The organism is Candidatus Nitrospira neuquenensis (assembly GCF_979578155.1).
This window is the reverse complement of record NZ_CEFZDU010000036.1, coordinates 117,233-129,788: the sequence shown is the minus strand read 5'-3', so window position 1 is coordinate 129,788 and position 12,556 is coordinate 117,233. Positions and strand designations below refer to the sequence as shown.

Here is a 12,556-nt window from a genome sequence, read left to right as displayed (position 1 = left end):
ACGACTCAAAACGTGTCACCATCATCTCACCTGCGCGTAGAACCGCGCGAGCGACACAGGACTGACCCCCGCCCAGTAGAGGAACCGCAGGAGCCACATCAGGAGGATCGTGCGCACGGGGCCGCAGGCCTCCCACCGACGGAAGGAGGTGACGACCTGTTGGGGCAGGGCCGCGACCCTGCCGGCGCGCTTCAGCCGGCGCGAGAACTCCACGTCCTCCATCAGGGGCAGGGCGGGGAAACCGCCGAGCCGGTCGAACACGACGCGCCGGACGAAGATCGCCTGGTCCCCGGTCGCGATGCCCGTCCAGCGTGAGCGCAGGTTCATCATCCGGCTGACCAGCCGCGCGAGGCCCGTGCTCCGGTCGAAGCGGACGTCGAAGCGGCCGCCGGCGCAGGCCGGGTCGGCCAGGGCCCGCTCGATCGCCTCGCGGGCGCCCTCCGGCAGCGCCGTGTCGGCGTGCAGAAACAGGATCACGTCGCCGCGGCTGGCCGCCGCGCCGGCGTTCATCTGGACGGCGCGGCCGGGCGGAGCCGAAAACAGCCTGACGCGGGGCTCGCCGGCTCCGGCCGCGGCGACCACCTCCCATGTGCCGTCGTGGCTCCCGCCGTCCACGACGATCACCTCGTCGAAGCCGAGCGTGAGCGCGCGCGCGAGCGTCGTCCCCAGGGTCCGTTCCTCGTTCAGCGCCGGAACGACGACGGAGATGCGCATGGGCGGGTTACTTGCTCGAGGCTCCCTTGAACATGAAGAAGCTGACCAGGAGGACCGTCGTCCAGAAGATGACCTGCTTGTGCCAGAAATGGACTTCGCCGTAGTGGAAGAAGGCCAGGCCCAGGACGATCGCCACGGTGATGACCGCGTAGCGGGCCGTGGGGTTGTCGATGGCCGAGTGGGCCCAGATGGCCAGGCCCGCGAAGTAGAGGATGAGCGGGAAGACGTTGATCTCGAACCCCCCGCTGATCGAGAGCAGCACGTTCAGGAAGCCGATGAACATCATCGCCGTCCCGACGAGCTTCTCGGCGGTGGCGAACTGGCGGTCCTCGCTCGACTCCGAGTCGGGGTCGTGCGGGGGCGGCGCCTTGGGCGCGATGGCGGGGTCCCGGCGGCGCGGCTCGTCCATGGGTCCGCTCAGGCCTTGAAGTGCTTGCTCAGGGTCAGGCCCTGACGCTGGTAGGAGGAGCCCAGGGAGGCGCCGTAGAGCTGCGTGGGCGTCGCGAGCATGCTGTCATATACAACCTTGAAGAAGGTTTGTCCATCGTAGATCAGGAAGGGCACGTCGTGGGGCCGCACTTCCAGCACGACCTGCGTGCCCGCGAGCTCCCCGCGCCCGTAGCCGAAGCCGGGGTCGAAGAAGCCGGCGTAGTGCGTCCGCAGCTCGCCGCAGGCCGCCTCGTAGGCGACCATCTCCGCGGCGTAGCCGGGCGGCACGCGGAGGCGTTCCTTGGAGGCGAGGATGTAGAACTCCTCCGGTTCCAGCAGCAGGCTCCCGTTGCGATGCCGGGGGATGGGCTCCCAGAAGTCCCGCGCGGTGTAGTGGCCGATCTTCGAGAGGTCGATGACGTGGCTGTTCTTCTTGGCCCGGTAGCCGACGATGCCGTCCTCGCGGTCCGTCCCCGTCAGGTCGATCCGCAGGAAGAGCCCGCGGTCGGCGCGCAGGTCGCGGGCCGCCACCGGCCGCGCCCCCGGCTGGTTGTGGAAGAGCACGGGCGTCTCGCGGTGCAGGGCGCGCAGCTCGGCGTCGCCCACCGCCGGGGCGCCGCGGACGAGGCGGATCTGGTTCAGCGACATCCCCGTGCGCACCTTGATCGTGAAGGAGCGGGGCACGATTTCCAGGTACAGGGGCCCCCGGTAGCCCGCGCGGATCTCGTCGAAGCCCGCGTTCAGGTCCGTGATGACCCGCGTGAAGACGTCCAGCCGCCCCGTGGTGCTCTTGGGGTTCGCCCGGGCGCGCAGCCCCGTCGGCAGGCGCAGGCTCTCCATCAGCGGCACGAGGTACACGTGGCCGCGCTCCAGGATCGCGCCGTGTCGCAGGTCCATCTCGTACATGACGAGGTCGGACTGGTAGAAGTCGAGCACGTCCGGCGCCGAGCCCGACGCCGCAGCCCGTCCCGAGCCTGCCGCAGGGCCGAGCCGGCTGCGGATCTCCGACTGCTCGGGGAGGAAGCTGCTGATGAGCCGGTAGGCCTTGGCGCCCAGCCGCAGGTCGAGGCTCGCCGGCTGGACCTGGCGGGGCTCGATGGGCGCCTCCGCGCGGATCACGCCCTTCGCGATCAGGCTCCGCAACTGCTGGTAGGGCAGGATGCCCCCCCGCCCCGCGTGGCGCGTCACAGGTCGTCGAGGCCTCCCTCGCAGCAGTCGCTCGCCCGGGAGTGCGCGCCGACCATCGGCAGCTCGCGCGGGCCGGCGGTCCCGTGGCCGCCGGGCGGCTGCGGATAGTGGAAGGTCTGGCGCTCGTAGTTGCGCAACACGGCCCCGTCCCGGTCGAGGCTGACCAGGTAGTCCTGCGGCAGCAGCGGGATCTTGCCGCCGCCGCCCGGCGCGTCGATGACGAAGTGCGGGACCGCCATGCCGCTCGTGTGGCCCTGCAGGGCGCGGATGATGTTCAGCCCGGTCTCCACGCTCGTCCGGAAGTGGTTCGTGCCCTTGGTCAGGTCGGCCTGGTAGAGGTAGTAGGGCTTCACGCGGGCGAGCAGGAGCTGGTGCACGAGCCGCTTCATCACCTCCGGGTCGTCGTTCACGCCCTTGAGCAGGACGGTCTGGGCTCCGAGCGGCACGCCGGCGTCCGCGAGCCGGCCGCAGGCCTCCTTGACCTCCGGCGTCAGCTCGTCCGGATGGTTGAAGTGCAGGTTCATGTAGATGGGATGGTAGCGCCGGACGATCTCGCAGAGCTTCGGGGTGATCCGCTGCGGCAGCGTGCCGGGGACCCGCGAGCCGATCCGGATCAGCTCCAGGTGCGGGATCGTCCGCAGCGCCTTGAGCACCCGCTCCAGCAGGTGGTCGGGCAGCAGCAGCGGGTCGCCGCCGGAGAGGATCACGTCGCGCACCTCCGTGTGCTCGCGCAGGTAGGCGATGGCGCGGTCCAGCTCGCCCTTCTTGAGGAAGCCGGGCTTGCCGACGAGCCGTTTGCGGGTGCAGAAGCGGCAGTAGATCGGGCACTGGTTCGTGACCATGAGCAGGACGCGGTCGGGGTACCGGTGCACGAGATGCGGCACCGGGCTCATGGTGTCCTCCTCCAGCGGATCGTGCGGGGCGTCGAAGTCCTCCATCTCGGCGGGGTCCGGCACGACCTGCTTCCAGATCGCGTCGCCCCGCGCCTTGATCATCCCCAGCACCGTCGGCGTGATGCGCACGGGGTACTCACCGGCGATTTCCTCGACCTCCTTGGGGTCTAGCCCCAGCCGTTCGGCGAGGTCGCTCGGCTTGACCAGACTCTCGGCCAGAATGCGTCTCCAGTCCTCCATGGTCGCTCCCGCTGGGGTGAACGGCTACTGGTTTCCGGCCCCCGGCCGGCTGCCGCCTGCGTACTGCTCCTCCAGGTAGTCCAGGATCTCCTGCGTCTCGGTCAGGACCCTGTCCCCGTCCTTGAGCACCGGCACGAAATACTGGCCCGACACCTCGAAGACCTGCTTGCGGAGGGGCCGGAAGTCCGGGACGACGACGTCCTCGTAGGGCACGCGGAGGTCGGCGAGCTTCCGCCGCACCAGCTCGCACTCGGGACACCAGCTCACGTGGTAGAGGGTCATCATCGGGGTGATCGATCGGATGAGCGATGATCGTTGATCGGGGATGGTCGGGTGAACGCACACCGTTCGACCATCACAATTCTACGGTCGTCAATCAGCCTCCAACTGGTCGGGGGCTACGGCGCAAGGCGCCAGGATCGCGTCGCGCATGCCGTGGATCAGCTTCTTCTCCGGCGAGCAGACGGTCGCCAGGATGCCGGCCAGCTCCGCCCGGTCGCCCCGCACGAAGTAGTAGGGCGAGAGCCGGGCCCGGCCGGCCATCGGCACGATCCGGTCGGCCGTGGGATCGTGGTACGAAAGCTCGAACTGCCGGCCCTTGTGGAACTCCTGCAGGATGTAGGGCGTGGTCGGGAAGGACGCAAGCGCCCGCTCCAATGCCTGGGCCCATTCGGTCTGCGGCAGGTCGTGCCCGACCGACACCCCGCGGCTGCCCCAGGCCAGCTCGGAGAAGCCCGAGGGCTTGATGACGAACCGGCGCGCCTTCTGCGAGACCGAGGCCAGGGCGCGCCAGTCGGTGACCGGGACGCCTCCGACCTCCAAGCCGGGGACGACCGCCGACGGCGGGATCGGGCTCGGGTCGAGGACCCAGGTGCGGGGCAGGAGGCCGGTCAGGACCGCGAAGGCGTCCTCGCCCAGCTCCTCCCGCCAGAAGGGCGCGAGCACCGGATGGTGCAGCAGGGCGAAGGCCAGCTTCTCCTCCAGCCAGGGCTTGAAGGGCGGCGTGACCACGACCCGCTCCTTCTTGGCGGCGTACATGACCAGCTCCGCCTTCGGCACGTTCATGAGGTCGAACAGCTCGAAGAAGCGGTAGAGCACCGCGACGGGCCGCTCGCCCCCCTCGGCGCCCACGAACAGGGCCTCTTCCGTGAAGCGCAGGTCGCGCGGCTCGACGCACCGGGCCTCCAGGCCCGACTCGCGGAGCCGCGCGGCGAGCCAGGCCATCTCGGGCCGGTAGTCGCGGCCCTCCTCGGAGACGACGATCGCGACGCCGCCGGGCCGGCCCTCGGCCTGGTGGCGGAGCATCGCGGCGAAGCCGCGGACCATCCCGTCCGCGCCGCCGACGATCTCGTGCGCGTCGCCGTAGGCCGCGGCGAGCGCGCCGGTCAGCCCCAGGCCCCCCGGCACCGAGTCCAATTCGGTGATCGCCCAGCCCGCCTCGGTCGGGAGGATGTCCGGCCGGATCACGGCGGGCAGCAGGTCGCGGAACCGCTTCATGCGGGCGAAGGCGACGAGGGATTCGGGCTTGCCCCGGTCGAGGTAGGCCGCCACCCAGGCCGGCTGCCGGCCGCGCACGCTCGCCTGGTACAGGCGGTTCAGCGCGCGGGAGAAGGCGAGCAGGCGGCCGCCGAGGCTCTCGAAGAACGCGAGGTCGTCGCGGGAGAGGAGGAAGGGCTCGGGGGCGATGCGCCAGCGCGTGGCGACCCCCTGCGGCGCGTCGGGCGACCCGGGGGAGCGGTCGGCGGCCTCCGGCTCGTAAAGACCGTCCCGGATCAACCGGGCCCTGATCTCGGCGCAGCGGCGGGCGCGCGTCTCCGGTGCGGCGGCGTTCGCGACTGCCAAGGGGCCCCCCATCAGCAGGCCCGGACGCCCGGGGCCGGCGGCGGCGTCCGGTGGGGAGGTCTCGCGGGATGGAGCTGGTCGGTCGGCTGCATGTGGCCCTGGCCGGAGCGCGGAGCGATACCCCCGTCGAATGGCCGGGATCGTAACATGCGATCTCGCGCGGAGACAAGAGAGCGGGCGCCGAGGGACGCAGGCCGACCGTCGCGGCGCGTCCAGGGCCGCGTTCCTTGCCTTGCCCGCGCGCGGGGGGGTATGCTTCCACGTATGGACGCCGGGGCGCAGGCCGGGGCGGCGGAGCGGGCCCGACTCAGGGTGCTCCCGCAGATCGTGCCCAGCCACGTCTGCCTGCGCTGCGACGTCTGCTGCCGGTTTCCCGAGCCGGACAGCGGTCTTCGCCCCTACTTCACCGACGACGAAATCCGCCGCGCCGTCGAGGCGGGGCTGCCGCCCGCCGCCTTCGCCGACGCGAGCGGCGGCCAGGTCCGCGTCGTCCCGAACCCCTTGGGCGAGGGCTACCTGTGTCCCGCGTTCGACCCCGCCACCTCCCACTGCCGGATCTACGAGGCCCGGCCGCTGGACTGCCGGCTCTATCCCTTCGCGCTCATGTGGAGCGCCGACGGGCGTGAGGTTCTGTTGGGCTGGGACGCGAAATGCCCCTTCCTGCGCGAGGGCGGCGGCCACGAGGCCGAGGTTCGGGCCGCGGAGGTCGCGGCGCTGCTGGAGGCCGAGGACTCGCTGGACGAGCTGGCGGCCCATCCGCGACTGATCGGCCGGTTCCAGGAGGACGTCGTCGTGCTCCGGTCGCTGCCGCGGCTCACCGCGCGGCTGCGCCCCGCCGCGTCCTCTGCGCCCCGCGTCCCCGCGTCGCCGTCGTCCGTCGTCCTGGCGCCCCTGGCCCTCGACGACCGCGCCCGCTTCGAGCGGGCGGTCGCCGCCATCGAGACGCCCCTCGGGGCCTACGCCTTTCCCTACCATTTCATCTGGCGGCGGGTCCTGGCCTATTCGTCGGCGGAGCTGCACGGCCACCTCTGCCTCTTCGCCGAGTCGCCGGACGGCCTCTTCATGCCGCTTCCGCCCTTGCCGATCGGGGAGGGCACGGAGACTTTCCCGGCGGCGATCGAGGCCTGTTTCGCCGTCATGCGGGCCAGGAACGGCGACTCGGCCGTCAGCCGCATCGAGAACGTCGCCGAGGAGCTGGTCCCCCGATTTCTGGCCGCCGGCTGTCAAGTCGCGCCCAAGGATGCCGATTACCTCTACAGGGCCGAGGACCTCGTGCGTCTGGCCGGGGACCGCTACAAGTCCCAGCGCGCGGCCTGCAACCGCTTTGCGCGCGGCGGCCGGTTTGCGGTCGCCCCCTATCGCGAGCGGGACCGGGAGGCCTGCCTGGCCCTCTACCGGCGGTGGGCGGCCCAGCGGGAGGCGCGGGGGCTGTCGGCGGCGGCGCGCCACATGCTGGAGGACTCGGCCTCGGCCCATGACGAGGCGCTCACCCACGCGGAGGCGCTCGGGCTCACGGGGCTCGTCATCCGGGTGGAGGGGGCGATCGCGGCCTACACGGCGGGCTACCGGCGCGCGCCCGCGGTGTTCTGCGTGCTGCTGGAGGTGGCGGACCGGAGCCTCCCGGGCCTGGCCTCATTCCTCTTCCGGGAGTGCTGCCGCGAGGCGGCCGCGCACGGCGCGGCGCTCATCAACACGCTGGACGATGCGGGACTGCCCGGCCTCGCCGCCTCGAAGCGGGCCTATCACCCCCTGCGGCTGGCTTCCAGCTTCATCGCCACGAGGCCCGGACCATGAGTCTCTCCCCGCCGGCGGAGTCGCCGGGCGGCAAGCCCTACGGCTGGCTGCCCGGGCTCATCATCGCGATGACCCTCGTCGCGCTCCTGGCGGCCGGCCTGGCGTTGCACTCCATCGAGGCCCGGCTCGTCGCCACCACCGGGGAGAGCCTCTCGCTCGCGGCGGCGGAGATCGCGGACAAGCTGGACCGCTTCCTGCTCGAGCGGGCGGGCGACGCCCGGATGATGGCGCTCGCCTGCGGCGGGCACCTGGACGACGCGGCCTACCTGACCGATTACCTCCTCTGGATGAAGCAGGCCTCCGGCGTCTATCTCTGGCTGGGGGTCGCCGACGCGGACGGGCGCCTGGTCGCCGCGACCGATCCCGCCACCCTCGCCCTGGACGTCGGGCGGCGGGAATGGTTCCTGGCCGCGCGCGGCGGGGCCGCGGTCGTACTGGGCGATGTCGGGCCCTACGAGGCGGCCGGCGGCGTGGACTCCGTGGCGGTCACGGCGGCGATCGCCGGGCCGGATGGGGCCTTCGCCGGCGTCGTGATGAGCCTCGCGGGGCTGCCGGCCGTGGAGGGCGTCGTGACCCGGACGATCAGGGCCTTCCAGGCGCGCGAGGGCTTCTTGGGGACCTTGGAATATCAATTCCTCAACCGTGACGGCCTGGCCTTCGTGGACTCGGACCTGGCGCACAAGGGCAACGTCAACCTGTTGGCGATGGGCCTGCCCTCGGCCCGGCTCGCCCTGGCCGGTGCCGGCGAGCCCGGCTACGTCGAGGAAGAGCATCTCCGCCGCCGCGTGCGGGTGCTGACGGGCTACGCCCGCGTCCGGGGGGAGGACGCGGCCGGCGGCCTGGGCTGGGGCGTGCTGGTCCGCATGGACGAGGCCGACATCCTCGAGCCGATCCGCGACGTCCTGCTCAAGCTGCTCGTGGCCGGCGCGGTGGTCTGGGGGCCGATGTTCACGTTGCTGCTCTGGGCCGTCCCGCGCTTGCGGCGCGAGTACGCGCAGGCGCGGCGGGAGAGCGCGCGGGCCCGCGAGGCCGAGGCGACGGTGCGGGAAGGGGCCCGGCGCCTGCGCGCGCAGTACGTGACCACCGAGGTGCTGGCCGAGGCCCGGACGGTGCAGGAGGCGGGCGGCCGCATCCTGCAGACGATCTGCGAGAGCCTGGGGTGGGAGCTGGGCGCGCTCTGGTTGGTGGAGGAGCGGGCGCGGGTGCTCCGCTGCGTCGCGCTCTGGTGCGCCCCCTCGCGGGAGGCCGGGGAATTCGAGGCGGTGACCCGCCGGGGCACGTTCGCCCCCGGGGTCGGGCTGCCGGGCCGGGTCTGGCAGAGCGGGGAGGCCGTCTGGATTCCGGACGTGGTCACCGACCGCAACTTCCCCCGCGCGCCGGCCGCCGCGCGCGCCGGTCTGCACGCCGCCTTCGCATGCCCCATCCGCGTGCGCGGCCGCGTGCGGGGCGTCTTCGAGTTCTTCAGCCACGAGATCCGGCCGCCCGACGAGGACCTGCTGCTCATGCTGGCCGACATCGGGGACAAGACCGGCCAGTTCATCGAGCACCGGCAGCTCGAGGAGCAGTTCCGGCAGGTCCAGAAAATGGAGGCGATCGGCCACCTCGCCGGCGGTATCGCGCACGACTTCAACAACCTGCTCACGGTCATCAACGGCTACGCCCAGATCATCCTCAGCCGGCTGCCGCCGGGCGATCCCGTGGCGGCGGACGTCGGGGAGATCCAGAAGGCGGGCGGCCGGGCGGCCGCGCTCACGCAGCAACTCCTCGCCTTCAGCCGGCGGCAGGTCCTGCAGCCGAAGGTGCTGGACCTCAACGGGGTCGTGACCGGCCTGGAATCCATGCTGCGCCGCCTGATCGGCGAGCACATCACGTTGATCACCGACCTGGCGCCGGGGCTCGGTCGCGTCAGGGCCGACCCGGGCCAGATCGAGCAAGTCCTGCTGAACTTGGTGGTCAACGCCCGGGACGCGATGCCCGGGGGCGGCCGGCTCACGATCAAGACCGCCGACGTGGAGCCGGCCGGCCAGGGCTTCCTGTTCTCGGACCTCGGCGCCGACGCTGCGCCCGGTTCCCCTGACGCGCCCGCCGGCACCCCCCCGGTCCGTGCCTACGTGGCGCTGGCCGTCTCGGACACCGGCCGAGGCATCGAGCCGCAGGTGCGGGCCCACATCTTCGAGCCCTTCTTCACGACCAAGGAGCGCGGCAGGGGCACCGGCCTGGGGCTCTCGACGGTGTACGGGATCGTGCAGCAGAGCGGCGGCCACATTTGGGTGGAGAGCGAGCCGGGCGAGGGCGCGACCTTCACGGTCTATCTCCCGCGGGTCGCGGCCGAGACGGCGACCGAGGCCCCCGGCGGACGGGCGCCGGACGCCATGCCGTGCGGCCGCGAGACGATCCTGCTCGCCGAGGACGAGGACATGATCCGGACGATGGTGAGCGAGCAGCTCCAAGCCCGGGGATACCGCGTGTTGGCGGCGTCGGACGGCCTCGAGGCCTTCCGCCTGGGCGTGGACACCCGCGAGCCGATCCACCTGCTGCTCACCGACGTGGTCATGCCGGGCATGAGCGGCCGGGAGGTGGCGGAGCGGCTGGCGGCGGCGCATCCGGAGATGCGCGTGCTCTACATGTCCGGCTACACGGACGACGCCGCCGTGCGGGGCGACGGCGACTTGCTGACGAAGCCCTTCGCGCCCCAGGAGTTGGCGCGACGGGTCCGCGAGATCCTCGACCGCCGGGCCGCGTGAGGGGCGGCGGCTCCGCCGCGCGGCTTGTGGGGGCGCGCGACGGGGGCATATAATGCGGCTCGCGGCCGGCGGACGGGTTTGGCATCCCGCCTCAAGGAGGGCGCGTGGCGATGGGGAAGGGACAGGAACAGGAGATCGATCGGTTCCGATTGCGGGAGGAACCCTACTACCAGGAGGTGAACGGGGAGATCGGCCTGTTCACGCTCGCGGCCAAGAACCGGATGCCGGTCATGCTGAAGGGCCCGACCGGCTGCGGGAAGACGCGCTTCGTCCAGCACATGGCCTACCGGCTCGGCCGCCCGCTCGTCACCGTGGCCTGCCACGAGGACTTGACCGCCTCCGACCTGGTCGGCCGCTACCTGCTCAAGGGCGACGAGACGGTCTGGGTGGACGGCCCGCTGACGCTGGGGGTGAAGCACGGCGCGATCGTCTACCTCGACGAGATCGTCGAGGCGCGCAAGGACACGACGGTCGTCATCCATCCGCTGAGCGACGACCGGCGTCTGTTGCCGATCGAGAAGAAGGGGCAGGTCATCGAGGCGGTGGACGACTTTCTGCTGGTGATCTCTTACAACCCCGGCTACCAGAGCGTGCTGAAGGACTTGAAGCAGAGCACCAAGCAACGGTTCCTGGCGATCGAGTTCGACTATCCGCCGCGCGAGGTCGAGGCCCGCGTCATCGAGCGCGAGGCGGGGGTGGACAAGGACCTCGCGCTCAAGCTGGTCCGGCTGGGCGAGAAGGTGCGGAACCTCCGGAACCACGGGCTGGAGGAGGGCGTGAGCACCAGGCTGCTGATCTACGCGGGCACGCTGATCCGCCAGGGCGTGCCGCCGGCGCGCGCCTGCGAGACGGCCGTGGCGCGGCCGATCACGGACGATCCGGATATGCAGGGGACGATCCAGGAGCTGGCGGGAGCGATATTCGCGTGAGGACGACCGACCGGAACGGGCTATCGGGAGGCGCAGGGAGGCGGACATGCGGGTGGCGGGACGGGTGGCGGCGGTGGTCGTGACGGGATGGCTGCTGGCCGGGTGCGGCAGTCTGATGCACCCGAGGGCCGGCGAGTTCCTGCAGCAGGCGACGGGCGCGAGCGGGGTCGAGACCGAGATCAATCTGACGAGCATGATCGAGGCGACCATCACGGGGCTCAAGGGCCGATCGGACTACGAGGCCGGGCTCGCCGCCCTCCACGATCAGCTCTACGCCCTCAAGAAGGCGGGATGCCGGGTCACCGAGGAGCAGGGCAAGACGGTCGCCTACGCCAAGGCCGTCACGCTCCGCCGGGAGATCCGGACGGTTTTCCACCGGCTGTGGAAGACCCGCGAGGACCAGGCGCTGCGCGACATGCACTTAGACTTGCTCGCCGGGCGCGTCCGGGAGCTGCGGGAGACCCTTCAGACCGTCAAGGGCTGACCTGCCGGCCGCGTTTCCCCCGCCGCCCGCGCCACGCCCAGGGACGATGGTGAGGCGCCATGCGCGTGCTCGTGCTCGGAGCCGGCTATGGGGGATTGCGGCTGGCCCTCGACCTCGAGCGGGGGCTCTGGCGGGGTCATTGGACGGGCCAGGTCCTGCTCGTGGATCAGTACCCGCTGCACCAGCTCGTGACCGAGATGCACCAGGTCGCGGCGGGCTCGGTGCTCTCGGACTTCGTCACTGTGCCGCTGGCCAAGGTCCTGGAGGGCCGGCGCGTCGCCTTCCGGCAGGCCGCCGTCACCGGCTTCGTCCTCGCCGACCACAAGGTGCTCACCAGCCAGGGCCCCCTCGCCTACGACTGCCTCGTCATCGGGCTGGGCGGCGAGGTGGATTACTTCGACAGCCCCCAGCCCCTCATCCCCGGCCTCCGCGAGCACGCCGTCGGCATCCAGACCCTGCAACAGGCCAACCGGGTCCAGGTCCGTCTGCAGGAGGCCGTCTATCGCCGCGCGAGGGAGGGCCCGGACGCGGCGCCGCTCACGATCGTGGTCGGCGGCGCCGGCATGACCGGGGTGGAGCTGGCGGGGCAATTGGCCGACGAGGCGGCCCGGTGGCGGCGCGAGTACCGGCTCGGGCCGGGGGCGATCCGCGTGCTGCTCGTCGAGGCCCAGGACCGGCTCCTGCCGGGGCTGCACCCGCGGATCGCCGAGTATGCGGCGGCGGTCCTGGCGGCCAAGGGCGTGGAGATCAAGCTCCGCGCGCCGATCGCCCGCGTGGAGAAGGACCGGCTGCTCTTCGCCTCGGGCGAGACCTGCGCGGCGTCGCTCGTCGTCTGGGCGGGCGGGGTGCGGGGGCCGTCGCTGCTGGCCGACTCCGACCTGCCGCTGGACCCGAAGGGCCGGGTCCGGGTGAACGGCTACCTGCAGGTCGAGGGCTTCACCGACGTCTACGCGCTGGGCGACTGCGCGCTCGTCCTCCATCCCCACACCGGCCGGCCCTGCGCCCCCTCGGCGCGGCTGGCGCTCAACGAGGCCGGCTGGCTGGCGGGGTACCTCATGGGGCGCCGGCGCTTCCCCTTCGTGCCCCACACGACCGGCGTGGTGATCTCCCTCGGCCAGGGCGCCGCCGTCGCGGTCGTCGGCCGGCTGCGGTTTTTCGGGCGGGTAGCCTCCCTGCTCAAGTCGTTGATCTCGTTCCGGTACCTCTATTCCATCGGCGGGCTGCGCCTGATCTTCTACCAGCTCCGCGTCGGCGTCCTGGGGAAGATTTGATGCGCGGGACGCTTCACGAGCGGCGGGC

11 protein-coding genes are annotated in these 12,556 nt (G+C 71.8%); 5 read left to right on the top strand and 6 right to left on the bottom strand.

Annotated features, from left to right (window positions below; all coding sequences use genetic code 11):
- Positions 1 to 21: 21 nt before the first annotated feature.
- The 6 genes from AC1U7O_RS14770 to AC1U7O_RS14745 all read right to left on the bottom strand — a co-directional run bounded on the left by AC1U7O_RS14770 (position 22) and on the right by AC1U7O_RS14745 (position 5,306).
- Positions 22 to 714, bottom strand: a complete 693-nt coding sequence (locus tag AC1U7O_RS14770; RefSeq protein ID WP_479895597.1) for a TIGR04283 family arsenosugar biosynthesis glycosyltransferase — start codon at positions 712 to 714, stop codon at positions 22 to 24.
- A gap of 7 nt (positions 715 to 721) precedes the next feature.
- Positions 722 to 1,123, bottom strand: a complete 402-nt coding sequence (locus tag AC1U7O_RS14765; RefSeq protein WP_479895596.1) for a hypothetical protein — start codon at positions 1,121 to 1,123, stop codon at positions 722 to 724.
- Between the two features lie 8 nt (positions 1,124 to 1,131).
- Entirely contained in the window at positions 1,132 to 2,331 is a 1,200-nt protein-coding gene (locus AC1U7O_RS14760; RefSeq protein WP_479895595.1) for a 2'-deoxycytidine 5'-triphosphate deaminase, read from the bottom strand.
- Positions 2,328 to 3,464 carry a KamA family radical SAM protein gene (locus AC1U7O_RS14755; RefSeq protein ID WP_479895594.1) on the bottom strand — a complete coding sequence of 379 codons (1,137 nt, stop codon included), beginning with the start codon at positions 3,462 to 3,464 and terminating at the stop codon, positions 2,328 to 2,330. The genes AC1U7O_RS14760 and AC1U7O_RS14755 overlap by 4 nt, the downstream gene beginning before the upstream one ends.
- A 24-nt stretch (positions 3,465 to 3,488) precedes the next feature.
- Complete coding sequence (locus AC1U7O_RS14750) at positions 3,489 to 3,749, bottom strand: glutathione S-transferase N-terminal domain-containing protein (RefSeq protein WP_479895593.1); 261 nt, start codon at positions 3,747 to 3,749, stop codon at positions 3,489 to 3,491.
- An 87-nt stretch (positions 3,750 to 3,836) separates the two neighbouring features.
- Positions 3,837 to 5,306, bottom strand: a complete 1,470-nt coding sequence (locus tag AC1U7O_RS14745) for an ATP-grasp domain-containing protein (RefSeq protein ID WP_479895592.1) — start codon at positions 5,304 to 5,306, stop codon at positions 3,837 to 3,839.
- A gap of 264 nt (positions 5,307 to 5,570) precedes the next feature.
- On the opposite strand from AC1U7O_RS14745, the gene AC1U7O_RS14740 reads away from it, so the two are divergent.
- From AC1U7O_RS14740 to AC1U7O_RS14720, 5 genes are all read left to right on the top strand, one after another.
- Complete coding sequence (locus tag AC1U7O_RS14740) at positions 5,571 to 7,100, top strand: phosphatidylglycerol lysyltransferase domain-containing protein (protein ID WP_479895591.1); 1,530 nt, start codon at positions 5,571 to 5,573, stop codon at positions 7,098 to 7,100.
- Positions 7,097 to 9,844: an ATP-binding protein gene (locus tag AC1U7O_RS14735; RefSeq protein ID WP_479895590.1), complete on the top strand. Its 2,748-nt coding sequence runs from the start codon at positions 7,097 to 7,099 to the stop codon at positions 9,842 to 9,844. The genes AC1U7O_RS14740 and AC1U7O_RS14735 overlap by 4 nt, the downstream gene beginning before the upstream one ends.
- Before the next feature lie 110 nt (positions 9,845 to 9,954).
- Positions 9,955 to 10,773, top strand: a complete 819-nt coding sequence (locus AC1U7O_RS14730) for an AAA family ATPase (RefSeq protein ID WP_479895589.1) — start codon at positions 9,955 to 9,957, stop codon at positions 10,771 to 10,773.
- A 46-nt stretch (positions 10,774 to 10,819) separates the two neighbouring features.
- Positions 10,820 to 11,257 carry a hypothetical protein gene (locus AC1U7O_RS14725; protein WP_479895588.1) on the top strand — a complete coding sequence of 146 codons (438 nt, stop codon included), beginning with the start codon at positions 10,820 to 10,822 and terminating at the stop codon, positions 11,255 to 11,257.
- Between the two features lie 59 nt (positions 11,258 to 11,316).
- On the top strand, positions 11,317 to 12,528 hold the full coding sequence (locus tag AC1U7O_RS14720) for an NAD(P)/FAD-dependent oxidoreductase (protein WP_479895587.1): 1,212 nt from the start codon (positions 11,317 to 11,319) through the stop codon (positions 12,526 to 12,528).
- The last annotated feature ends 28 nt before the right edge of the window (positions 12,529 to 12,556 follow it).

Coding starts and splice junctions, on each gene's coding strand:
- AC1U7O_RS14720 (WP_479895587.1), top strand. CDS start 11,317: ATGCGCGTGCTCGTGCTCGGAGCCGGCTATGGGGGATTGCGGCTGGCC.
- AC1U7O_RS14735 (WP_479895590.1), top strand. CDS start 7,097: ATGAGTCTCTCCCCGCCGGCGGAGTCGCCGGGCGGCAAGCCCTACGGC.
- AC1U7O_RS14770 (WP_479895597.1), bottom strand. CDS start 714: ATGCGCATCTCCGTCGTCGTTCCGGCGCTGAACGAGGAACGGACCCTG.
- AC1U7O_RS14765 (WP_479895596.1), bottom strand. CDS start 1,123: ATGGACGAGCCGCGCCGCCGGGACCCCGCCATCGCGCCCAAGGCGCCG.
- AC1U7O_RS14740 (WP_479895591.1), top strand. CDS start 5,571: ATGGACGCCGGGGCGCAGGCCGGGGCGGCGGAGCGGGCCCGACTCAGG.
- AC1U7O_RS14755 (WP_479895594.1), bottom strand. CDS start 3,464: ATGGAGGACTGGAGACGCATTCTGGCCGAGAGTCTGGTCAAGCCGAGC.
- AC1U7O_RS14730 (WP_479895589.1), top strand. CDS start 9,955: ATGGGGAAGGGACAGGAACAGGAGATCGATCGGTTCCGATTGCGGGAG.
- AC1U7O_RS14725 (WP_479895588.1), top strand. CDS start 10,820: ATGCGGGTGGCGGGACGGGTGGCGGCGGTGGTCGTGACGGGATGGCTG.
- AC1U7O_RS14750 (WP_479895593.1), bottom strand. CDS start 3,749: ATGATGACCCTCTACCACGTGAGCTGGTGTCCCGAGTGCGAGCTGGTG.